Origin of the sequence: Streptomyces sp. 8L, from assembly GCF_020176795.1 — a bacterium.
Taxonomy (GTDB): domain Bacteria; phylum Actinomycetota; class Actinomycetes; order Streptomycetales; family Streptomycetaceae; genus Streptomyces.
The window spans coordinates 1-20,341 of record NZ_JAIUKE010000214.1; the positions used below are offsets into that span (position 1 = coordinate 1).

Below are 20,341 nucleotides of genomic sequence, written 5' to 3' on the forward strand. Positions count from 1 at the left end.
CCCGAACCCCGACCCCCACCCAGCAAAACGCAGCCGGCCGCTAGGCCCTAGACGGACGTCGGCCACCGCTCTCCGCGGCCGTGACGCCCGTCGCGGCCCGCGCGGAAGGCCCGGCGCCCGTCGCGGCCCGCGCGTAGGGCGCGGCGCCCTTCATGGGCCGCGTGGCGCGTGCTGCTAGCGCTCCTCGTGTTCCTTTTCTGCCATGCGGATCACGCAGACCGCGACTGCCAGGAGCAGGGCGTGGTCCGTGTCCTCGCGGATCACGTTCACGCCGTAGGTCTCCCGCACCGACAGCCATCGGCGGGAGACCTCGGCCAGCAGTTCGCCGTCGTATTCGATGGCAAACTCGCGGTCCAGGATCTTGCCGCTGACGTCGAGCTCCGTGCCGTCCACCAGACTCACGCGGTAGTGGTGGCGCAGCAGGGACAGTCGTTTCCTGCGGATCGTCGCCAGCGCCTCGCCGTCGCGTTCGATCGTCATCGCGTCCCGGATGCTGAACATCTTCTCCCGGAGCGTGATCACCACCCGGCCCGACGGGTCCTTGATCTCCAGGGTGTCGCGCAGCCGCAGCGCCTTCCCGTCGACGAGGAAGGCCTTGCGGCCGTGCTCGTCCTCGATCCAGTAGTCGTCGCCGATGCCGAAGATCCGGTCCCTTACCTGATATTTCATGGAGCTATCGCTACCCTCCCGCTGGACCCATCTCTCCTATGAGCGCCACCGCGTCGTCCAGCTGTGCCAGTTCGGCCGGGGACATCGTGGGATTCGCCCGGCGGCGCGCGTGCGCCTCGGCCAAGGTTTCACGTGAAACAGGCGCCCGCTCCAGCAGTGTCTTCAGCACGGCCCGTACGGGCTCTCGCGGGTGGCCGGAGTCGCCCACGACGACCTGCGCCAGGATCAGCGCGGACACCGCCCGGTCCAGTCCCGGATCGCCCTCCTCCCAGTTCGACCAGTCGATGACGACCGGGCCGTCCGCCGTGAGGATCACGTTCTCCGGGTGCAGATCGAGATGGAGGATGCTCCCGCCGCCCGCCCGGGACGGGATCTCGTGCAGGCGCCGGAGCAACTCCGCCAGCATCGCGCCGGCCTCGGCGGGCGTGGTCCGGCCCGCCACCAGCGACTCCGCGAGCGTCGGCCCGGTCAGCCGCCGCATCACCAGGTCCGTGGGCCTGAGGCCACCGCCGGGGCCCGGTGGCCTCAGCTCGGGCACCGGATAGCCCCGGCTGTGCAGATACGCCATCACGACGGCCTCCCCGGACGCGTCGAGACCGTCGCGGTAGCGGCGCAGCACCCAGCTCCCGCCATCACCATCGGCACCGCCGATGCCCTCCGCCGCGCCGACGGCGTAGATGTCGGCGGTGCGGCCCGATCCCAGCAGCGGTCCGGGCCTGGGCCCTTCCGGCCGGCCCGTACCGGACGCCCCCGCCGCTCTTTCGCTCTCCCCGGTCCCCATGACCAGGCAACCTATGTCACTCGGGGCGCCATGGCACCCTTGGCACCATGGACAATCCGACTTCCGCGCCCGCACCCCGGCGGGCCCGCCTGCGCGCCCCCGAGCTGACCGGCAAGGGCGGCTGGCTGAACACGGGCGGCGTCTCGTACACCCTCGCCGAGCTGCGGGGACGTATCGTCGTGCTCGATTTCTGGACGTTCTGCTGTGTGAACTGCCTGCACGCCATGGACGCCATGCGGGAGTTGGAGGAGAAACACCAGGACACCGTCGTGATCGTCGGTGTGCACTCGCCGAAGTTCGCGCACGAGGCCGAGCACGAGGCCGTGGTGGACGCCGTGGAGCGGTACGAGGTGCGCCACCCGGTGCTGGACGACCCCGAGCTCGCGACGTGGAAGCAGTACGCGGTGCACGCGTGGCCCACGCTCGTCGTGATCGACCCGGAGGGCTACATCGTCGCCCAGCACGCGGGCGAGGGGCATACGCACGCGATCGGGCGGCTCGTCGAGGAGCTGGAGGCCGAGCACGAGGCCAAGGGCACGCTGCGGCGGGGCGACGGGCCCTATGTGGAGCCGGAGCCGGTCGCGAGCGACCTGCGCTTCCCCGGCAAGGCCGTGGTCCTGCCGGAGACCGGTACGTTCCTCGTCTCCGACACCACCCGCCACCAGCTGGTCGAGCTGGCCGCCGACGGCGAGAGCGTCCTGCGCCGCGTCGGCGGCGGCGAGCGCGGCTTCGGCCGGAACTCCTTCCGCGAGCCACAGGGCCTCGCGCTGCTGCCCGACGGCACGGTGGCCGTCGCGGACACGGTCAACCACGCGCTCCGCTCGTTCGACCCGAAGACCGGTGCGATCGGAACGCTCGCGGGCACGGGCAAGCAGTGGTGGTGGCACGAGTCACCCACCTCGGGGCCCGCGCTGGAGGTGCCGCTCTCCTCGCCCTGGGATCTCGCCTGGTGGCAGGACCGGCTGTGGATCGCCATGGCCGGGGTGCACCAGCTGTGGACGTACGACCCGGCCAGCGGCACGGTCGAGGCCGTCGCGGGCACGACGGGCGAGGGCCTGGTCGACGGCCCCGCGTCGGAGGCGCTGTTCGCACAGCCCTCAGGTCTCGCGGTGGCCGGTGACCGGCTGTGGGTCGCGGACTCGGAGAACAGCGCGCTGCGCTACGTGGAGCGCGCCGAGGACGGCTCGTACACCGTCGGCACGGCGGTCGGCCTCGGCCTCTTCGACTTCGGCCACCGGGACGGGCCGGCCGGGCAGGCGCTGCTCCAGCACCCGTTGGGCGTGACCGCGCTGCCGGACGGCTCGCTCGCGCTGGCCGACACGTACAACCACGCGCTGCGGCGCTACGACCCCGCGACCGGCGAGGTCAGCACGCTCGCCACGGACCTGCGGGAGCCGTCGGACGCGGTCCTCGCGAGGGACGACATCGTGGTGGTGGAGTCGGGCAGGCACCGGCTGACCCGGCTTCGCCTGCCCGAGGAGGCGGTACGGGTGGAGGCCGTCGCGCACCGTACGCGGCGGGCCCCCACCGACGTGGCGCCCGGCACCGTACGGCTCGACGTGGTGTTCACGGCGCCGAACGGCCAGAAGCTGGACACCCGCTACGGGCCCTCGACGCGGCTGCTGGTGTCGTCCACCCCGCCCGAGCTGCTGGCGAAGGGCGAGGGCGCGGGCACCGACCTGACCCGTGACCTGGTGCTGGCCGAAGGGATCACCGAGGGCGTGCTGCATGTGTCCGCGATGGCCGCGTCCTGCGACGACGACCCGGACATCGAGTACCCGGCCTGCCATGTCCACCAGCAGGACTGGGGTGTCCCGGTCCGCGTCGCAGACGGCGGCACCGGGCGCCTCGGCCTGGTGCTCGCCGGCCTTGACGCGGACGCCGACGCGGGCTGAGGAGCCTGGCGCGGGCTGAGGAAACGCCCCGAGCGGGCGGCTGCGGAGTCAGAGGATCGGACCGTGGTGGTGGTCGTGGTCCACCACGGTCTCCTCGATGACGGCGCCGCGCCTGCGCCGCGCGATGCTGGTGAACGTCGCGATCCCGATGACGCCGACGGCCATCAGGATGACCCCGACCAGATCGAGGTTCACGCCCTTCATGTGCCAGTCGGTCGCGAACGTGAGGATCGCGCCGATCGCGATGAGTGCGATGCATCCGCCGATGCCCATGAGTACCGCCTCCTGATACGAGTTGGTGGCCTTCCGGGCCTTGGCACCGGGTACCCAGGGGGCGAACAGGCATGCGGGCGGGGGCGGCTGCCGTCGCGTCAGCCTCCGGGCTGCCGCGGCGCGTCCGCGGGCGGCGGCGGACGGCACCGCTCCGGCGGCGGGTCAGCCCTCCAGGAACGCGGTCAACGCGTTGGCCAGGTGGAACGGGTCGTCCGCGCCGCACAGTTCGCGGGCGCTGTGCATCGACAGGATCGCCACGCCGATGTCCACCGTCGTGATGCCGTGCCGGGCGGCGGTGATCGGGCCGATCGTCGTGCCGCAGGGCATGGCGTTGTTGGAGACGAAGTTCTGCCACGGCACGCCCGCGCGCTCGCACACGTCCGCGAACACGGCACGGCCCGCGCCGTCCGTCGCGTACCGCATGTTCACGTTGACCTTCAGGATCGGGCCGCCGTTGGCGCGCGGCTGGTGCGTCGGGTCGTGCCGCTCCGCGTAGTTGGGGTGCACGGCGTGCCCCGTGTCGGAGGACAGGCAGACCGTGCCGGCGAAGGCGCGCGAGCGGTCCTCGAAGGAGCCGCCGCGGGCCAGCACCGACCGTTCGAGCACCGTGCCGAGCAGCGGCCCGTCCGCGCCCGTGTCCGACTGCGAGCCGTTCTCCTCGTGGTCGAAGGCCGCGAGCACCGGGATGTACGGCAGGTCCTTGCCGGTGATCGTCGCGGCGGAGGTGAGCGCCGCGGTCGCCGCGTGCACGGAGATCAGGTTGTCCATCCGGGGCCCCGCGACCAGCTCGCGGTCGCGGCCCAGATAGGCGGGCGGCTCCACGGGGTGCGGCATCAGGTCCCAGCCGGTGATGTCCGACGCCGCCACGTCCACCTCGTCCGCGACGAAGCGGATCAGGTCGCCCTCCTGTGCGTCGCCGAGGCCCCAGATGGGCTGCATGTGGCGCTGCCGGTCCAGCTTCAGGCCATCGGTGTTGACGGACCGGTCGAGGTGGACGGCGAGCTGCGGGACACGCAGCAGCGGACGGTCCACGGTGACGAGGCGGGTGCTGCCGTCGCGCAGAGTGATCCGGCCCGCCAGGCCGAGGTCCCGGTCGAGCCAGGTGTTGAGCAGCGCGCCGCCGTAGATCTCCACGGCGACCTGCCGCCAGCCGTACGCGCCCGAGTCCGGCAGCGGCTTGATCCGCAGGTTCGGGGAGTCGGTGTGGGCTCCGACGATCCGGAACGGGGTGTGCGCGGACGCGCCCTCCGGCACGTACCAGGCGATGATCGCGCCGCCGCGCAGCACGTATCTGCCGCCCGCCGCGCCGTCCCACGCGTCGGTCTCCGCCACCTGGCGGAAGCCCGCCTTCTCCAGCCGTGCCGCGGCGTTCGCCACCGCGTGGTACGGGGACGGCGAGGCGCTGAGGAAGGCCATCAGGTCGTCGGTGTGGCCACGGTCGAAACGGGGCCCCGGGCGGCGAGGGGAAGTGCTCATGTGGTTCACCCTAACGACGGGTGACGGCACGGCCCTCGGCCTCAGGGGTTCATTTGTACGCCCTGCAGCTTCCGGCGGGGGTGACGAAACCCTCAAATCGCGGCGTTCAGTAGGAAGGTTGGATAAAGCTGTGCCGCCCCTCGGGTGGTACGCGACGTGGCGAACACCACGCTCCCCACCGCGCCTTGTCCGGCCGGGGGCGGGGGCGGCGACGCCGGGGGGGCGCCCCTCCACGTCCTGGAGGAGCGCCCCGCCGCCTGTCATGCCGGAAGCACCGGCGCGTGGTCAGAACGCCGATTCGTGAGCCGAGGGCCGTCGCGTGGTCCGAGTCCGGCTCGCGATCAGCGTGCCGCCGACGTGGTCAGAACGCCGACTCGTCCAGCTCCATCAGCGAGACGTCCGTGCCCTCGGCGAGCTGCCGCTCCGTGCTCACGCCCGGCAGGACGTTCGCCGCGAAGAACTTCGCCGCCGCGATCTTGCCCTGGTAGAACGCCACGTCCTTGGCCGGCGCCGTCTCCAGCTTCTCCGCCGCGACCGCCGCGCCGCGCAGCAGCAGGTAGCCGACGATCACGTCGCCCGAGGCCATCAGCAGGCGCGTGGTGTTGAGTCCGACCTTGTAGATGTTCTTCACGTCCTCACCGGTGGCGGTGAGGTCCGTGAGCATGGTGCCGACGATGGCCTCCAGGTCCGCCGCCGCCTTGCCGAGCGCGTCACGCGCCGCCGCGAGGTCGGCGCCGCCCGTCGACACGGCGAGGAACTGCTTGATCTCCTCGGCCAGCGTGTTCAGCGCGGTGCCCTGGTCCCTGACGATCTTCCGGAAGAAGAAGTCCTGGCCCTGGATGGCGGTGGTGCCCTCGTAGAGGGTGTCGATCTTCGCGTCCCTGATGTACTGCTCGACCGGGTACTCCTGGAGGTAGCCGGAGCCGCCGAACGTCTGGAGCGACTGCGCGAGCTGCTCGTACGACTTCTCGGAGCCGTAGCCCTTGACCACCGGGAGCAGCAGGTCGTTGACGCCGTGCAGCGCGGTCGCGTCCTCCTCCGCCGCCTCCTTCGCGGCGATCTCGTCCTGCACCGCGGCCGTGTAGAGGACGAGGGCGCGCATGCCCTCCGCGTACGCCTTCTGCGTCATCAGCGAGCGGCGCACGTCGGGGTGGTGGGTGATGGTGACCTTCGGCGCGGCCTTGTTCGTGAACTGCGCGAGGTCGGGGCCCTGCACCCGCTCCTTCGCGTACTCCAGCGCGTTCAGGTAGCCGGTGGAGAGCGTGGCGATGGCCTTGGTGCCGACCATCATGCGGGCGAACTCGATCACGCGGAACATCTGCCGGATGCCCTCGTGCTTCTCGCCCACCAGCCAGCCCTTGGCCGGCGTCTCGCCGCCGAAGGTCATCTCGCAGGTGTTGGAGACCTTGAGGCCCATCTTGTGCTCGACGTTGGTCGCGCGGACGCCGTTGCGCTCGCCGAGCTCACCGGTCTCGGGGTCGAAGTGGTACTTCGGCACGAGGAAGAGGGACAGGCCCTTGGTGCCGGGTCCCGCGCCCTCGGGACGGGCGAGCACGTAGTGGAGGATGTTGTCGGACAGGTCGTGCTCACCGGACGTGATGAACCGCTTCACGCCCTCGATGTGCCAGGAGCCGTCGTCCTGCTGGACCGCCTTCGTACGGCCCGCGCCGACGTCGGAGCCCGCGTCGGGCTCGGTCAGCACCATCGTCGAGCCCCACTGCTTCTCGACGGCGAGCGCCGCGATCTTCTTCTGCTCCTCTGTGCCCTCCTCGAAGAGGACGCCGGCGAAGGCGGGGCCCGACGAGTACATCCACACGGCCGGGTTCGCGCCGAGCACCAGCTCCGCGTACGCCCAGATCAGCGAGCGCGGCGCGGTGGTGCCGCCGATCTCCTCGGGCAGCCCGAGGCGCCAGTACTCGGCGTCCATGAAGGCCGCGTAGGACTTCTTCAAGGCTTCGGGGAGCGGCGCGGTGCCCGTCTCCGGGTCGAAGACCGGCGGAGTGCGGTCCCCTTCCGCGAAGGACTCGGCGATCTCCTGCTCCGAGAGGCGGGTGACCTCGGCGAGGATGCTGCGCGCGGTCTCCACGTCCATCTCGGCGAAGGGACCGCTGCCGTACAGCTTCTCCCGGCCGAGCACCTCGAAGAGGTTGAACTCGATGTCGCGGAGGTTCGACTTGTAGTGCCCCATGGCCACGGCTCCGTAAAGGCTCACGAGGAGGCCCGGAGGCGGGTCGGCTCCTCAGACATGTATCCGGTTCGGCGTGATTCGGCGTTCGGCACTCTTCAGCACCGTCCAGCACCTCCGATGATGCTACCCGTCGGTAATAAGGGCAACCCCGGCCAGGGATGTGTGACGCGGCTCCCGTCCGCGCGCGGAGCCCTCCCGGGGCGCGGCGGCGGCGCCCGCCCCTGCGCCCGCCGGCACCGCGCACACCGCGCCGGGCCCACGGGCACGGGACGCGATCCCGGGTGGCCCAGGACCCCATCGGCCCGCCGTACTTCAGTATTCTTGCGGCCATGTACGGCTACGAGCAGACGCCTGGCGCCCAGCAGCAGTACGCCCAGCCGAGCCAACAGCAGCAGCAGCCGATGGGCGGGGGCTACGGCGAGCAGCCGCGGTACCCGGAGCCGTCCCCTCCGTCTCTCGCGGACGCGGTCAAGGCGTTCACGACGGGCGCGCTGTCCGCCGAGGACTTCCAGCAGATCTTCTCCACGTCGAAGGTCTACTGCCCGCGCGGCGACGGCCCCGGGTTCCTGGCCCTGCACAACACGCAGCAGCCGGTGATCCCCATGTTCACCACGCTGAAGGAGCTGCGCCGCTACGCGGGCAAGGACTCCAAGTACTTCGTGATCACCGGCTCCGAGGTGATCGACCTGCTCCCCACCGGGTACGGCTTCGTCCTCGACATGGAGGGCGAACACCGGATGGTCTTCGACGCGAAGGCGGTCGAGCAGATGGTCGACTACGCGATGCGCCGCATGTACGGCTGACTCCCGCCCCTCCCGGAGAAGGAAAGGCGGTGCACCCTCGGGTGCGCCGCCTTTCCGCGTACCCGCCGCGCCGCGTCCCGTGGTCCCGTACCCAGACGCCCTCGCCGCACCCGCCGCGTCCCGTACCCAGCCCGCCCGCGCCGCATCCACCGCGCCGCGGGGCTCTCCGGCGCGCCCCGGGGCCGGTGCGCGGAATGCCGCACGCTTGCGGGATGTTCACGCTTCAACTAAATTGAGGGAAGACACCGAGGAGGGCTCCCATGCCTGCTGTGACCGTGGAAAACCCGCTGACCCTGCCGCGCGTGGCCGCGCCCGCCGAGGCCGTCGCCCGGCCCGTCCTCGCCGTCACCACGGCCCCCGGCGGCTACGAGGGGGAGGGCTTCCCGGTGCGCCGCGCCTTCGCGGGCATCAACCACCAGTACCTCGACCCGTTCATCATGATGGACCAGATGGGTGAGGTGGAGTACGCGCCGGGTGAGCCGAAGGGCACGCCCTGGCACCCGCACCGCGGCTTCGAGACCGTCACCTACATCATCGACGGCGTCTTCGACCACCAGGACTCCAACGGCGGCGGCGGCACCATCACCAACGGCGACACCCAGTGGATGACGGCGGGCTCCGGCCTGCTGCACATCGAGGCGCCGCCGGAGTCCCTGGTCGTCTCCGGCGGCCTCTTCCACGGCCTCCAGCTGTGGGTGAACCTCCCGGCCAGGGACAAGATGATGAACCCCCGCTACCAGGACATCCGCGGCGGCCAGGTGCAGCTGCTGAGCACGCCCGACGGCGGCGCGCTGCTGCGTGTCATCGCGGGCGGGCTGGACGGCCACGAGGGCCCCGGCATCACGCACACGCCGATCACGATGATCCACGCGTCGATCAGGCCCGGCGCCGAGATCACGCTGCCCTGGCAGGAGGACTTCAACGGCCTCGCGTACGTGCTGGCCGGGCGCGGCTCGGCCGGTGCGGACCGCCGTCCCGTGCACACGGGCCAGACGGCCGTGTTCGGTGCGGGCTCCTCGCTGACCGTGCGCGCGGACGACACGCAGGACTCGAACACCCGGGACCTGGAGGTCGTCCTGCTGGGCGGGCGGCCGATCCGCGAGCCGATGGCGCACTACGGGCCGTTCGTGATGAACACGCAGGCCGAACTCCGCCAGGCCTTCGAGGACTTCCAGGCGGGCCGCCTCGGCACCGCCCCGGTCCCGCACGTCTGACCTTGCGGGCCCCCGGCGCCGGAGGCCGCTCCGTACGGCCGCGCCCCCGCCCGGCACCGACCCGCTCACGCTCACGACTCCGCCCGCGACGGTCCCTTCCGTCGCGGGCGGAGTCACAGGGCAGTGCGCGCCCTCGGTCTTCTCAGCGGCGGCGCGCCCGCGCTCTCAGCGGCGCACCCGCCTTCTTCAGCAGTGGCGCCCCCGCGTTCTCGGCAGTGGCGCCCCCGCGTCACTTCCCCTGCGGCTTGCGCAGCGCGATGTGCAGCTCACGCAGCCGCGCCTCGGTCAGCTCGCTCGGCGCGCCCATCAGCAGGTCCTGCGCGTTCTGGCTGAGCGGGAAGGCGATGGTCTCGCGGATGTTGGGCTCGTCCGCGAGCAGCATCACCATGCGGTCGATGCCGGGGGCGATGCCGCCGTGCGGCGGGGCGCCGAAGCGCAGCGCGCGCAACATGCCGGCGAAGTCGCGCTCGACGTCGTCCCGCTCGTACCCGGCGATCTCGAACGCCTTGATCATGATCTCGGGCTCGTGGTTCCTGATCGCGCCCGAGGACAGCTCGATGCCGTTGCAGACGATGTCGTACTGCCACGCCAGGATGTCCAGCGGGTCCTTCGTCTCCAGCGCCTCGAGGCCGCCCTGCGGCATCGAGAAGGGGTTGTGCGAGAAGTCGATCCGGCCGGTCTCCTCGTCCTTCTCGTACATCGGGAAGTCGACGATCCAGCAGAACCGGAAGACGCCCTCCTCGAAGTGGCCCGCGCGCCTGGCGGCCTCCACGCGGACCGCGCCCATGATCTTCGAGACCTCGTCGTACGCGCCCGCGCCGAAGAAGACCGCGTGGCCCGGGGCGAGCGCCAGGCGCTCGGTGAGGACCTTGACGTTCTCCTCGGTGAGGAACTTCGCGATCGGGCCGCTCAGCGCGCCGTCGTCGCCGACGCGCACCCAGGCGAGGCCCTTGGCGCCCTGCGTGGCCGCGTACTCCCCGAGCTGGTCGAAGAACTTGCGCGGCCGGCCCGCCGTGTCCGGCACCGGCAGCGCCCGCACGTGCTTGCCCGCGAACGCCTTGAACTCCGAGCCGTCGAAGACGTCGGAGACGTCGTGCAGCTCCAGCTTCGCGCGCAGGTCCGGCTTGTCGTTGCCGTACTTGCGCATCGACTCGCGGAACGGGATGCGCGGGAACGGCGAGGTGACCTCGCGGCCCTGGCCGAACTCGGTGAACAGCTCGGTCATCAGCTTCTCGACCGGGCCGAACACGTCCTCCTGCTCGACGAAGCTCATCTCCAGGTCGAGCTGGTAGAACTCGCCGGGCGAGCGGTCCGCGCGCGCGTCCTCGTCGCGGAAGCAGGGCGCGATCTGGAAGTAGCGGTCGAAGCCGGAGACCATCAGCAGCTGCTTGAACTGCTGCGGGGCCTGCGGCAGCGCGTAGAACTTGCCGGGGTTCAGCCGGGAGGGCACCACGAAGTCGCGGGCGCCCTCGGGGGACGTCGCGGTGAGGATCGGGGTGGCCATCTCGTTGAAGCCGAGGGCCGTCATCTTGTGCCGGATCGCGGAGATCACGGCCGTGCGCAGCATGATGTTGCGGTGCATGCGCTCGCGGCGCAGGTCGAGGAAGCGGTACTCCAGACGGCGCTCCTCGCCGACGCCGTCGTCGGCGTTGATCGTGAAGGGCAGCTGGGCCGCCGCGCCGAGCACCTCGACCTCGGAGACCTCGATCTCGATCTCGCCGGTCGGCAGCTCGGGGTTGACGTTGTCCGCGCCGCGCGCCGAGACCGTGCCGTCGATCCGTACGACGGTCTCCTTGGTCAGGTGCGACAGCGCCTCCACGGCCGGCGTACCCGGACGGGCCACCAGCTGCACGAGACCGTAGTGGTCGCGCAGATCGATGAAGAGGATGCCGCCCAGGTCTCGGCGATTGTGCAGCCAGCCGCTCAGCCGGACGTCGGTGCCGACGTCAGAGGCGCGGAGCTCGCCGCAGGTGTGGGACCTGTACCGATGCATCGTCGTTCATCCAGTCCTGGGGTGGTGGGGTGGCGAACCGTTCACGGACCGTACGGAATCGGGTCGGACACGGCTCGGACGGCCACCGCAACTCTATCGCCCGGCGCGGACGCCCTTCACGGGCGTTTCCCGGGCGGGCGAAGGGCCCGGCGTCCGCGCAACCCGGGCGGGCACGGGACGCGGCGGGCCGCGGCGTTCGGTGGCGTTCGGTGGCACGGACTCGGAACCTGTCCATACAGTGGAAAAATGCGCACCGAGGACGTTCTGTCGGCAAACGCGACAGGCCTGTGGCGCTGGGACGGTGCGTCCCGCATCGTTTCGCTCGACGCCGAGGCGGCCCGGCTGCTGGGGCTGCCGGCCGCGCCCGCCGAGATCGGCCTGCCCGAGCTACGGGCCAGGGTGCACCCCGTCGACTGGAACGAGGTGGGAGGCGTCGTCCGCCTCGCCGCCTCCGAGGAGACCCTCGCCGAGGCACGGCTGCGGATCGTGGACGGCGACGGCAACGTGCTGCGGACCGTCCGGTCGCGCTCCCGGCCGTACGTGCACGACGGCGGCGCGCACGACGGCGGTGCGCGCGGGAGCAGCGGCGCGCGCGAGGGCAGGGGCGGCGGGGCCTCCCCCGACATCCGCGGCAGGATGTTCGAGCTCGTCGGCATGTTGCAGGAGATCGCGGAGCCCGAACCGGGCGCCACGGTCGACGGCAGGCCGGTCACCGGGGACTGGCGGCGCTCGCGCGAGGCGTTCCTGCTCGACGCGGGCAGGGCGCTCGCCGAGGCCCACTCGACCGAGGACGTGCTGCGGGTCGCGGCGTCGCTGTCGATGCCGGGCTTCTCGCCGGACGCCCTGGCCGTGTTCGGCACCGCGGGGGAGCGCATCAAGCTCATCGGGATCTACGGCGCCATGCAGACCTCGGAGGACTTCGACCGGCACCTCCGCCTCGACGCGGACTACGCGGCGGCCGAGGTGATGCGCACGGGCCGCGCCATCTACATCCCCTCGCCCGAGGAGTACGAGCGCCGCTACCCGCTGATGTGGGAGTACGTGCGGGTGATGCACCGCTGCTCCTGGGCCTACCTGCCGCTCATCGTCGGCGGGCGCACGCTCGGCGCCTGGATGGCGGCGTTCAAGCACCCGGTGGCGTTCTCGCCCGACGAGCGGTCGGTGCTGACGACCGTCGCGCGGATGCTGGCGCAGGCCCTCGCACGTACCGAGGTGGCCGAGACGGAGCGCGCGCTCTCGCAGGGCCTCCAGCGGGCCATGATGCCGCGCCTCGCGCCGGACCTGCCCGGCATGTCGGTCGCGGCGCGGTACGTGCCGACCGGCGGCGGCCTGGTCATCGGCGGCGACTGGTACGACATGATCCCGCTGCCCGCGGGGCCTGCGGGCGCCGACGGGCGGTTCGCGCTGGTCATCGGGGACGTACAGGGCCACGACGTGCGGGCGGCGAGCCTGATGGGGCAGCTGCGGACCGCGCTGCGCGCCTACGCCTCCGAGGGGCACAGCCCCGACGCGGTGCTCTCCCGCGCGTCCCGCTTCTTCTCCGGACTCCAGCAGCACCCGATCGTGGGCAGCGACGGGCTCCCGTACGAGGAGGAGGACGAGGAGGCCGGGCCGCGCTTCGCCACCTGCCTCTACCTGGAGGTCGACCCGGTCACCGGCACGCTCGACATCGCCCGCGCGGGCCACCCGGACCCGGTGATCCGGATGGCGGACGGCACAGCGATCATCCGCAAGACCGAGGGCGGCCTGCCGCTCGGCGTCGAGACGGACTCGGATTACCCGACGACACGGCTCGTGCTCGGCCACGGCGAAGTGATCATGCTCTGCACGGACGGGCTGATCGAGACCGGCGGCCACGACATGTTCACCGGCTGGGACCGGCTGCGGCCGATCATCGAGCAGCACACGGAGAGCGCGCTGGAGAAGGAGTCCCTGGAGAAGCTGGCGGACGCGCTCATCCAGTCGGTGCACGGGCCGATCTCCCACTACACGACAGGGCCGCTCGCGGAGCGCCGCGAGGACGACATCGCGCTCGTGCTGCTCTCCCGCGACCCGGCGCGCACGGGCGGCGCCCTCGCCGCGCCGCGCCGCGCGGCGCTCACCGTCGCGCAGGCGGACCCCGAGCGCATCGCGGACGCCCGCCACCAGCTGCGGGCCCTGCTGCACGACTGGCCGGACGAGGAGCAGATCGACTCGGCGGTCCTCATGGTCTCCGAGATGGTCACCAACGTCCTCGTGCACACCGACGGAGACGCCCTGGTGTCGGCGGAGACGGCGGGCGAGTCCGGCTCCCGCACGCTGCGCGTGGAGGTGGCCGACACCAGCGACCAGCTCCCGCACCGCCGCAAGCCCGGCGAGATGGCGTCGAGCGGCCGGGGCCTCGTGCTGATGGAGGTCCTCGCCGACGAGTGGGGCGTCGACCCGCGCGGCGACGGCAAGATGATCTGGTTCGAACTGCGGGAGCACCTGGTGGCGGAAGCGGGCCGGGTCTGAGGGGCCGGCCCCGGCCCGCCCGCGGAGAACGCAAGCGCCGACCGGTCCTGCACCTCACGCCCGGGGGGTGAGCGCGTCCTCCAACGCCGCCCGCGCGCCGCGCAGGGCGAGACGGAGCTGATCCGGTGTACGGCGGATCTGGGCAAGCAGGAGGCCGCCCTGGATAGCCGCCATGGTGAGGTCCGCCAGCTCCGTCACGTCCACGTCCGGACGCAGCTCGCCCGACTCCTGCATCCGGCGCAGGCCCGCGATGAAGGGTGCTTCCCAGCGGCCGAAGGCGTCCACGAACGCTTGCCGGGCGAGGTCGTCCCGGCCGCTGAGCTGGCTGGCCAACGAGCCGATCGCACAGCCGCCCACCGGGTCCTGCCGCGTCCCGTTGGCCACGATCGCGTCGAACCAGCGGTCGATGCCGGCCAGCGAGTCGACCTCCAGGAGCAGGGGCTCCTGCGCGGTCAACACCGTGTCCACGGTGGAGTGAACCACGGAGCGGATGAGATCGTCCCGGTCGTCGAAGTAGTGGTAGAGCTGGCTGCGGCCGACCTCCGCGGCGCGTTCGACATCGTCGAGCGTCACCGCCGCGACGCCGCGCTGCTGGATGAGAGCCGCCGCCGAACCGAGGATGCGCTCCCGGGTCGCGCGACCGCGCGCGGTGGCCGGTGTGTGCCCCATGAGCCCTCCTTCTGCCCCTCCCTGCGCTCTGTATCTTACAGTACAAAACTTCTGTACCTGGTGATACAGTTCGGCGCGCGCTCACTGTACTGAGCGATACATTCCGCAAGGAGGAGCTGTGAGTCGGTTCGCGGTCACAAACACACGCGTCTTCACCGGGACACACGTAGCCGATGCCTCGGTGGTCGTCGTCGAGGACGAAAAGATCGCCTCGGTCGGCCACGAGGTCCCCGAGGGGGTGGAGGAGATCGACGGCGGGGGCGGGACCCTGCTGCCCGGTCTGATCGACGCCCACACCCACACGGACGAGGACGGTCTGCGCACGGCCCTGCGCTTCGGAGTGACAACCGAGCTGGACATGATGTCGGTGCCGGATGTGATGGACCCGGTACGGAAGAAGGCGCGGAGCGAGTTCGATCTGGCCGACGTCCGCACCGCCTCGTGGGGGCTCGCCCACCCCGACGGACATCCCCACCAGCTGCGGCGCGGCCTGGGCGACCCGGTATGGCCCACCGCCACCGTCCCTGGTGAGGCTGCCGCCTTCGTCGCGGGGCGCCTGTCCGAGGGCGCGGACTACATCAAGATCATGGTCGAGGACGGCGACACGTTCGGCATGTCGCTGCCCGTGGTGCCGCCCGAGGTCGTCGCCGCGGTCGTCGAGGCGGCTCACGAGCGTGGGGTGATGGCCCTGGTCCACGCCTTCAGCGCGGCGGCGACCCGGGCGGCTGTCGAGGCCGGCGCGGACGGCGTGACCCACCTGCACTTCGACGAGGTCACCAGCGACGATCTGATCGGGCGGATGCGTGACCAAGGCATGTTCGTCATCACCACCTTGGGCGTCACCGCGTCCGGCGCCTCCGACGGCGCCGGCCCGCGCCTGGCCGCCGACCTGCGGGTGGCATCCCGCCTGGACCCGGCGTGGCGCGAGAACCTGGGGCGCCAGCTCGCCTGGAACAACGTCCACCTGTCCAACGCCCTGCGCTCGGTCGGGCTGCTGCACGCCGCCGGCGTCGAGGTTCTCGCCGGCACCGATGCGCCTCACCTCGGTGTGCCGGGCCTGGCGCACGGCGCGAGCCTGCACGACGAGTTGCGCCTGCTCGAGGCGGGCGGGCTGTCGCCGGTCGAGGCGCTCTCCGCGGCGACGCGGCGTACCGCCGACCGGTTCGGCCTCACCGACCGCGGGCGGATCGAGCCCGGCGCCGCGGCGGACCTGGTACTCGTGGACGGCGACCCGACCACGCAGCTCTCCTCGACGCTGAACACCCGCGCGGTGTGGCGCCGGGGGCACCGCCTCGCACCGGCCGGGGTGCGGGCGGCGTCCGGGGACTGAGCGCTCGCCGGTCGACGTCCACGCACGGTCCTGTACGCCGTGCCGCGCCCCCGGCGGGGCCGCCCGCACGGACCGCCGTCTCACGCCTCCGGCAGGTCCACCCCCGCGCGGTGGCTGCCCGGGCCCACCTCGTACGGGGCGAGGCCCGGCAGGTCGACCTCCGCCGTGGTGCCGTGCGGGATCGTGAACTCCGCCTCCAGCCGGTGCCGGTGGCCCCGGTGCAGGCGCCAGCGGATGTCCGCCGTGCCGTACGGCGTCTCGTGCCGGGCGCGCGCCCAGGTCAGGCCGCCGCCGGGGCGGGGGGCGATCCGGATGCGGTGCCAGCCGGGCGCCGCGGGGGCGAGGCCGGCGACCCGGGTGTGCAGCCAGTCGGCCACGGCGCCCAGCGCGTAGTGGTTGAACGACGTCATCTCGCCGGGGTTGACCGTGCCGTCGGGCAGCAGGCTGTCCCACCGCTCCCACACCGTCGTGGCCCCCCGCGTCACCGGGTACAGCCAGGACGGGCACTCCCGCTGCCGCAGCAGCCGGTACGCGTCCTCCAGCGCGCCCGCGCGCGTCAGCGCCTCGCAGATCACCGGCGTGCCCGCGAAGCCCGTGGCGATGTGGTGGCCGTCGGCGGCGACCAGCTCCGCGAGGCGGCGGCCCGCCGGCTCCACGAGGCCGTCCGGCAGCAGGTCGAAGACGAGGGCCAGCGCGTACGCGGTCTGGCTGTCGCTGGTCAGCCGCCCGTCGGCGGTGGTGTACGCGGCGGTGAAGCGGTCGCGCGCCCTGGCCGCCGCCGCCCGGTAGCGCTCGGCGTCGGCGCTCTCACCGAGCACTTCCGCGATCCGCGCGAGGACGTCGGCCGAGCGCGCCGCGTACGCCGCCGCGACCAGGCCCGCGTCCGTGCGCGCCGCCCACGGGTCGTCCGGCGGCGCCGCCGGGTCGAGCCAGTCGCCGAGCTGCCGGCCCGCGGAACCGTCGGTGCCGCCCGCGAGGACCCGGTCCACCCAGGCCCGCGCGCTGCCGTACCGGTTGCGCAGCAGGCCCTCGTCCCCGTACGCCCGGTACAGCTCCCACGGCATCAGCACCGCCGCGTCGCCCCACACCGCCATCGGCCAGGCGGGCAGCCAGTCGGGGGTGGGGATCTCGGGGACGATCAGCGGCACCGTGCCGTCGGCATACTGGTCCGCCGCCAGGTCGGCGAGCCAGGACGCGAGCATGCCGGAGCAGTCGTGCAGGAAGGCCGCCGTGGGCGTGAAGACCTGGATGTCGCCGGTCCAGCCGAGGCGTTCGTCGCGCTGCGGGCAGTCGGTGGGCACGTCGACGAAGTTGCCGCGCATGCTCCACACCACGTTCTCGTGCAGCCGGTTGACGTCGTCGTCGGAGCACGCGAACCAGCCGGTGCGGCGCAGATCGCTGCCGATCACCCGGGCCGTCACGTCCGCCGGGTCGAACTCCCCCGGCCAGCCGTCGATCTCCGCGTACCGGAAGCCATGGAAGGTGAACCTGGGCTCCCACACCTCCTCGCGCCGCCCCGCGAGGACGTAGCGGTCGGTGGCCTCGGCGTGCCGCAGCGGTCGGGTGCACAGCTCGCCGTCCTGGAGCACCTCCGCGTGCCGTACGGTCACCTCGGCGCCGCGCGCCTTCCAGCCGCCGCGCGTCCGCAGCCGCAGCCGGCCGACGAGGTTCTGCCCGAAGTCGAGGATCGTCCGCCCGGACGGCGAGGTCGTCACGGCGACCGGGGCGATGTCCTGGGTGTGCCGCACCGGCGGCCCGGTGAGCGCGCGCAGCGTCCGTACGTCGAAGTCCGCCGCGACCCGCACCGGCCGCCAGCCGTCGCCGCCCTCCGACTCGGGCTCCGACCAGCCGGGCGGCACCAGGCGTGCGTCGTGGTGCTCGCCGTCGTACAGGCTCGCCCGCAGGACCGGGCCCGGCGCGGCCCACCAGCCCGGACCCGTGCCGAAGCGGACGGTGGTGCCGTCGCCGCACACCACCTCAAGCTGCGCGAGCAGCCCGGTGCGGTCGCCGTAGACGTCGCGGGTGCCGCCGCCGTACCCGATACGGCCCCGGAACCAGCCGTCGGCGAGATGCGCGCCGAGCACGTTCGGGCCCGCGCGCAGCAGCCCCGTCACGTCGTACGTCTGGTAGCGCAACCTCCGGCGGTAGCTGGTCCAGCCGGGGGCGAGGACCTCGTCGCCGACGCGCGCGCCGTTCAGCTCCAGCTCGTACAGGCCGCGCGCGCTCGCGTACAGCCGGGCGTACGCGGGCGGCGCGGGCAGCTCGAACGCGCCGCGCAGCAGCGCCGTGCGCTCCCACGCCTCCGGGTCGCGCTCCCCGTCGGGGCCGACCATCTCCGCCGTCCAGTCGGCGGGGGAGAGCAGCCCGGCCTCCACGGTCAGCGGCGGGCTCCACGCCGAGGGCTGCCCGCCGCCGCCGCGTCCCGCCCCCACACCCGTACGCGCACCACGCAGCGCTCCCGCGACCCGAGGGGCGGCGCGGGCCACGGCACGAGCACCGAGTCGGCGCCGCCGATCCGCCCGCTCTCCCACGGCGGCACGGCGCCGCCCCGCGCGTCCACGGCGACCTGCACCTCGTACGCGCCCTGCGTCCACCCGTACGGCGCCTCGCGGACGGTCCACGACAGCCGGGGCCGCCGCTCCCCGATCCCGATCCGGTCCGCCGGATGGTGCTCCGCACGCGGGACGTCCAGAACGATTGATGCCACCGGGCCCTCCTCAAGGTCATGGCGCCGCACGGGCCCGGCCGGGGCCCCGCTCAGATCGTGCCGAGATCGATCTCCGCGGGGAAGGGCGCCACGGCCCCGACCACTCCCCTGGACACATCGCGTCCCGTGGAGATCGCGGCCGGCGGTGCGCCGGTACGAGGCAGTGCGCGGCGGAGCGCGGCGGAGCAGAGGCGCGTGCGACGGCGCGCCGGTGGGCGGCAGAGCGGGCGCCACCCCTCGATCCCGCGTAAACCGTATTCACAGGAATGTTTGCCCGGATTCTGGAGAGGTGCCCGTACATCCGCCGCTCGGAAGGCACACCACATGACGACAGCTGCGCACGAACCACGCGGGGCGGGCAGGACCAGTCCGCCGGGTACGGGGAGCCCCGAGGGGCCCGGGGGCCACGGAAGCCCCGGGACGCGGCGCTTCCTGCGGCGCCTGACCGTCGCCACCGGCGGCGGGATGTTCATCGACGGCTTCGTCTTCGCCTCCGTCGCCTCGGCGCTCGCCGGCACGGCGATGGCCCGGGACATCGGTGTCACGTCGACCTGGAACTCGCTGATCTCGTCCTCGACGCTGATCGGCACGTTCTTCGGCGGCCTCTGCCTCGGCTACCTGACCGACAAGCTCGGCCGCCGCCCGATGTTCACCATCGACCTCTCGGTGTTCCTGGCGTGCGCCGTGCTGATGTTCTTCGTCACGGCGGCCTGGCAGGTGTTCGCGCTCGGTCTGATCATGGGTCTCGCCGTCGGCGCCGACTACTCCATCGGCTCACCGCTGCTCGCCGAGTTCGCGCCCACGAAGAAACGCGGCAACTATCTGGGGATCTTGGAAATCCTGTGGAACGTCGGTTACGTCGTCGCGTACCTGCTCGGCTACCTCGTCAACACCAACTGGCCGGGCGCCTGGCACTACACGCTCGCCGCGAGCGCCGTCCCCGCCGTGGCGTGCCTGCTGATCCGGCACGGACTCCCCGAGTCGCCGCGCTGGCTGATCTCCAAGGGCCGGCAGGAGGAGGCCGCCCGGATCGTCGAGGAGGACCTCGGCGTCTCGATGGACACCGAGGACTGGCGCGCCGAGCACGCCGAGGAGACCCGCTACCGGGACCTGTTCTCCCCCGACTACCTGCGGCGCACCGTGTTCACCTGCGTCTTCTGGATCTGCATCGTCCTGCCCTACTTCGCGCTGACCTTCTTCCAGCCGACCGTCCTGCGTGCGATCGGCCTCGGCGGCTCCGCGCTCGCGGGCGCCCTGCTCGGCACGGTCATCGCGCTGATCGGCGCGGCGACCGGCTGGTGGCTGGTGGACCGCGTCGGCCGCCGCACGATCCTCATCTGGCCGATGTTCGTCTGCGCGCTGATGCTGTTCGTCGTCTCGCTGGACTCGGTGCTGCCGGTGTGGCTGGCCACGGTCTGCTTCTTCGGCTACCTGTTCAGCTACGGGATCATGAGCATCCTGCCCGGCATCTACCCGGACGAGGTCTTCCCGACGTCGATCCGCACCTCGGGCGTCGGCCTGTCCTCGGCGGCGAGCCGGATCGGAGCGGCGATGGGCACGTTCCTGCTGCCGCTGTCGCTGGACCACCTGGGCCTGAGCTGGTCGATGGTGTTCATGGGCGCCGTGTCGCTGATCGGCGGCGTGACCTCGCTGATGTGGGCGCCGGAGACCAACAACCTCCAGCTGACCCAGACCGGGCACCGGGAGGCGGACAGCGGCAAGGGCTGGTTCGTGAAGGAAGCGCTGGTGACCCAGCGGTAACCGGACCCGCGAGACACCGGGCCGGGGGCGGCCGGGCCCGGGAGCGGCCAGGGCTGGGAGCGGCCGGGCCGGGAGGCCGGCGCCGGGGG

Annotated in this window: 15 protein-coding genes; 6 read left to right on the forward strand and 9 right to left on the reverse strand. The window is 72.4% G+C overall.

From position 1 onward, the window contains the following. Positions 1 to 174: 174 nt before the first annotated feature. The gene (locus LCE31_RS19055) at positions 175 to 669 is read right to left on the reverse strand and encodes an LURP-one-related/scramblase family protein (RefSeq protein WP_225015724.1); all 495 of its coding nucleotides are present in this window, start codon (positions 667 to 669) and stop codon (positions 175 to 177) included. 10 nt (positions 670 to 679) lie between these two features. Continuing rightward, positions 680 to 1,450 (reverse strand): phosphotransferase, encoded by a 771-nt coding sequence (locus LCE31_RS19060; RefSeq protein WP_225015725.1) that lies wholly within the window; start codon positions 1,448 to 1,450, stop codon positions 680 to 682. A 47-nt stretch (positions 1,451 to 1,497) separates the two neighbouring features. Here LCE31_RS19060 and LCE31_RS19065 point away from each other — a divergent pair, with 47 nt between their 5' ends. After that, a complete protein-coding gene (locus LCE31_RS19065; RefSeq protein WP_225015727.1) occupies positions 1,498 to 3,345 on the forward strand; it encodes an NHL domain-containing thioredoxin family protein in 1,848 nt (615 codons plus the stop codon). 48 nt (positions 3,346 to 3,393) lie between these two features. On the opposite strand, the gene LCE31_RS19070 is transcribed toward LCE31_RS19065, so the two are convergent. The 3 genes from LCE31_RS19070 to LCE31_RS19080 all read right to left on the reverse strand — a co-directional run bounded on the left by LCE31_RS19070 (position 3,394) and on the right by LCE31_RS19080 (position 7,282). Further along, on the reverse strand, positions 3,394 to 3,618 hold the full coding sequence (locus LCE31_RS19070; protein WP_225015729.1) for a DUF6458 family protein: 225 nt from the start codon (positions 3,616 to 3,618) through the stop codon (positions 3,394 to 3,396). Between the two features lie 162 nt (positions 3,619 to 3,780). Next, positions 3,781 to 5,094 carry a M18 family aminopeptidase gene (locus LCE31_RS19075; RefSeq protein WP_225015731.1) on the reverse strand — a complete coding sequence of 438 codons (1,314 nt, stop codon included), beginning with the start codon at positions 5,092 to 5,094 and terminating at the stop codon, positions 3,781 to 3,783. Positions 5,095 to 5,455: 361 nt separating this feature from the next. Next, positions 5,456 to 7,282: an acyl-CoA dehydrogenase gene (locus tag LCE31_RS19080; RefSeq protein WP_225015733.1), complete on the reverse strand. Its 1,827-nt coding sequence runs from the start codon at positions 7,280 to 7,282 to the stop codon at positions 5,456 to 5,458. Positions 7,283 to 7,611: 329 nt separating this feature from the next. Between LCE31_RS19080 and LCE31_RS19085 the strand changes: the two genes are divergently transcribed. Both LCE31_RS19085 and LCE31_RS19090 read left to right on the forward strand, forming a co-directional pair. After that, positions 7,612 to 8,085 carry an SseB family protein gene (locus LCE31_RS19085; RefSeq protein WP_225015735.1) on the forward strand — a complete coding sequence of 158 codons (474 nt, stop codon included), beginning with the start codon at positions 7,612 to 7,614 and terminating at the stop codon, positions 8,083 to 8,085. A gap of 260 nt (positions 8,086 to 8,345) precedes the next feature. Beyond that, the gene (locus LCE31_RS19090) at positions 8,346 to 9,299 is read left to right on the forward strand and encodes a pirin family protein (protein ID WP_225015738.1); all 954 of its coding nucleotides are present in this window, start codon (positions 8,346 to 8,348) and stop codon (positions 9,297 to 9,299) included. A gap of 229 nt (positions 9,300 to 9,528) precedes the next feature. On the opposite strand, the gene aspS is transcribed toward LCE31_RS19090, so the two are convergent. After that, positions 9,529 to 11,292, reverse strand: coding sequence for an aspartate--tRNA ligase (gene aspS / locus LCE31_RS19095; RefSeq protein ID WP_225015739.1), 1,764 nt, complete (start codon positions 11,290 to 11,292; stop codon positions 9,529 to 9,531). A 246-nt stretch (positions 11,293 to 11,538) separates the two neighbouring features. On the opposite strand from aspS, the gene LCE31_RS19100 reads away from it, so the two are divergent. Continuing rightward, positions 11,539 to 13,785, forward strand: a complete 2,247-nt coding sequence (locus LCE31_RS19100; protein WP_225015741.1) for an ATP-binding SpoIIE family protein phosphatase — start codon at positions 11,539 to 11,541, stop codon at positions 13,783 to 13,785. 54 nt (positions 13,786 to 13,839) lie between these two features. On the opposite strand, the gene LCE31_RS19105 is transcribed toward LCE31_RS19100, so the two are convergent. Further along, positions 13,840 to 14,454, reverse strand: a complete 615-nt coding sequence (locus LCE31_RS19105; RefSeq protein ID WP_225015743.1) for a TetR/AcrR family transcriptional regulator — start codon at positions 14,452 to 14,454, stop codon at positions 13,840 to 13,842. A gap of 118 nt (positions 14,455 to 14,572) precedes the next feature. On the opposite strand from LCE31_RS19105, the gene LCE31_RS19110 reads away from it, so the two are divergent. Beyond that, a complete protein-coding gene (locus LCE31_RS19110) occupies positions 14,573 to 15,784 on the forward strand; it encodes an amidohydrolase family protein (RefSeq protein WP_225015745.1) in 1,212 nt (403 codons plus the stop codon). 80 nt (positions 15,785 to 15,864) lie between these two features. Here the strand turns inward: LCE31_RS19110 and LCE31_RS19115 are convergent, their stop codons facing one another. Beyond that, positions 15,865 to 18,216: a glycoside hydrolase family 78 protein gene (locus tag LCE31_RS19115; protein ID WP_374118501.1), complete on the reverse strand. Its 2,352-nt coding sequence runs from the start codon at positions 18,214 to 18,216 to the stop codon at positions 15,865 to 15,867. Beyond that, complete coding sequence (locus LCE31_RS19120; RefSeq protein ID WP_225015747.1) at positions 18,162 to 18,491, reverse strand: hypothetical protein; 330 nt, start codon at positions 18,489 to 18,491, stop codon at positions 18,162 to 18,164. Before LCE31_RS19120 ends, LCE31_RS19115 begins: the two co-directional genes overlap by 55 nt. Positions 18,492 to 18,815: 324 nt before the next feature. Here LCE31_RS19120 and LCE31_RS19125 point away from each other — a divergent pair, with 324 nt between their 5' ends. Then, complete coding sequence (locus tag LCE31_RS19125; RefSeq protein ID WP_225015749.1) at positions 18,816 to 20,252, forward strand: MFS transporter; 1,437 nt, start codon at positions 18,816 to 18,818, stop codon at positions 20,250 to 20,252. Positions 20,253 to 20,341 lie beyond the last annotated feature (89 nt).

What these genes read in the sequence shown, in the direction of transcription:
- LCE31_RS19105 (WP_225015743.1), bottom strand. Translation starts at nt 14,454, where the DNA reads ATGGGGCACACACCGGCCACCGCGCGCGGTCGCGCGACCCGGGAGCGC.
- LCE31_RS19060 (WP_225015725.1), bottom strand. Translation starts at nt 1,450, where the DNA reads ATGGGGACCGGGGAGAGCGAAAGAGCGGCGGGGGCGTCCGGTACGGGC.
- LCE31_RS19090 (WP_225015738.1), top strand. Translation starts at nt 8,346, where the DNA reads ATGCCTGCTGTGACCGTGGAAAACCCGCTGACCCTGCCGCGCGTGGCC.
- LCE31_RS19080 (WP_225015733.1), bottom strand. Translation starts at nt 7,282, where the DNA reads ATGGGGCACTACAAGTCGAACCTCCGCGACATCGAGTTCAACCTCTTC.
- LCE31_RS19085 (WP_225015735.1), top strand. Translation starts at nt 7,612, where the DNA reads ATGTACGGCTACGAGCAGACGCCTGGCGCCCAGCAGCAGTACGCCCAG.
- aspS (WP_225015739.1), bottom strand. Translation starts at nt 11,292, where the DNA reads ATGCATCGGTACAGGTCCCACACCTGCGGCGAGCTCCGCGCCTCTGAC.
- LCE31_RS19125 (WP_225015749.1), top strand. Translation starts at nt 18,816, where the DNA reads ATGACGACAGCTGCGCACGAACCACGCGGGGCGGGCAGGACCAGTCCG.
- LCE31_RS19065 (WP_225015727.1), top strand. Translation starts at nt 1,498, where the DNA reads ATGGACAATCCGACTTCCGCGCCCGCACCCCGGCGGGCCCGCCTGCGC.
- LCE31_RS19070 (WP_225015729.1), bottom strand. Translation starts at nt 3,618, where the DNA reads ATGGGCATCGGCGGATGCATCGCACTCATCGCGATCGGCGCGATCCTC.
- LCE31_RS19055 (WP_225015724.1), bottom strand. Translation starts at nt 669, where the DNA reads ATGAAATATCAGGTAAGGGACCGGATCTTCGGCATCGGCGACGACTAC.
- LCE31_RS19075 (WP_225015731.1), bottom strand. Translation starts at nt 5,094, where the DNA reads ATGAGCACTTCCCCTCGCCGCCCGGGGCCCCGTTTCGACCGTGGCCAC.
- LCE31_RS19100 (WP_225015741.1), top strand. Translation starts at nt 11,539, where the DNA reads ATGCGCACCGAGGACGTTCTGTCGGCAAACGCGACAGGCCTGTGGCGC.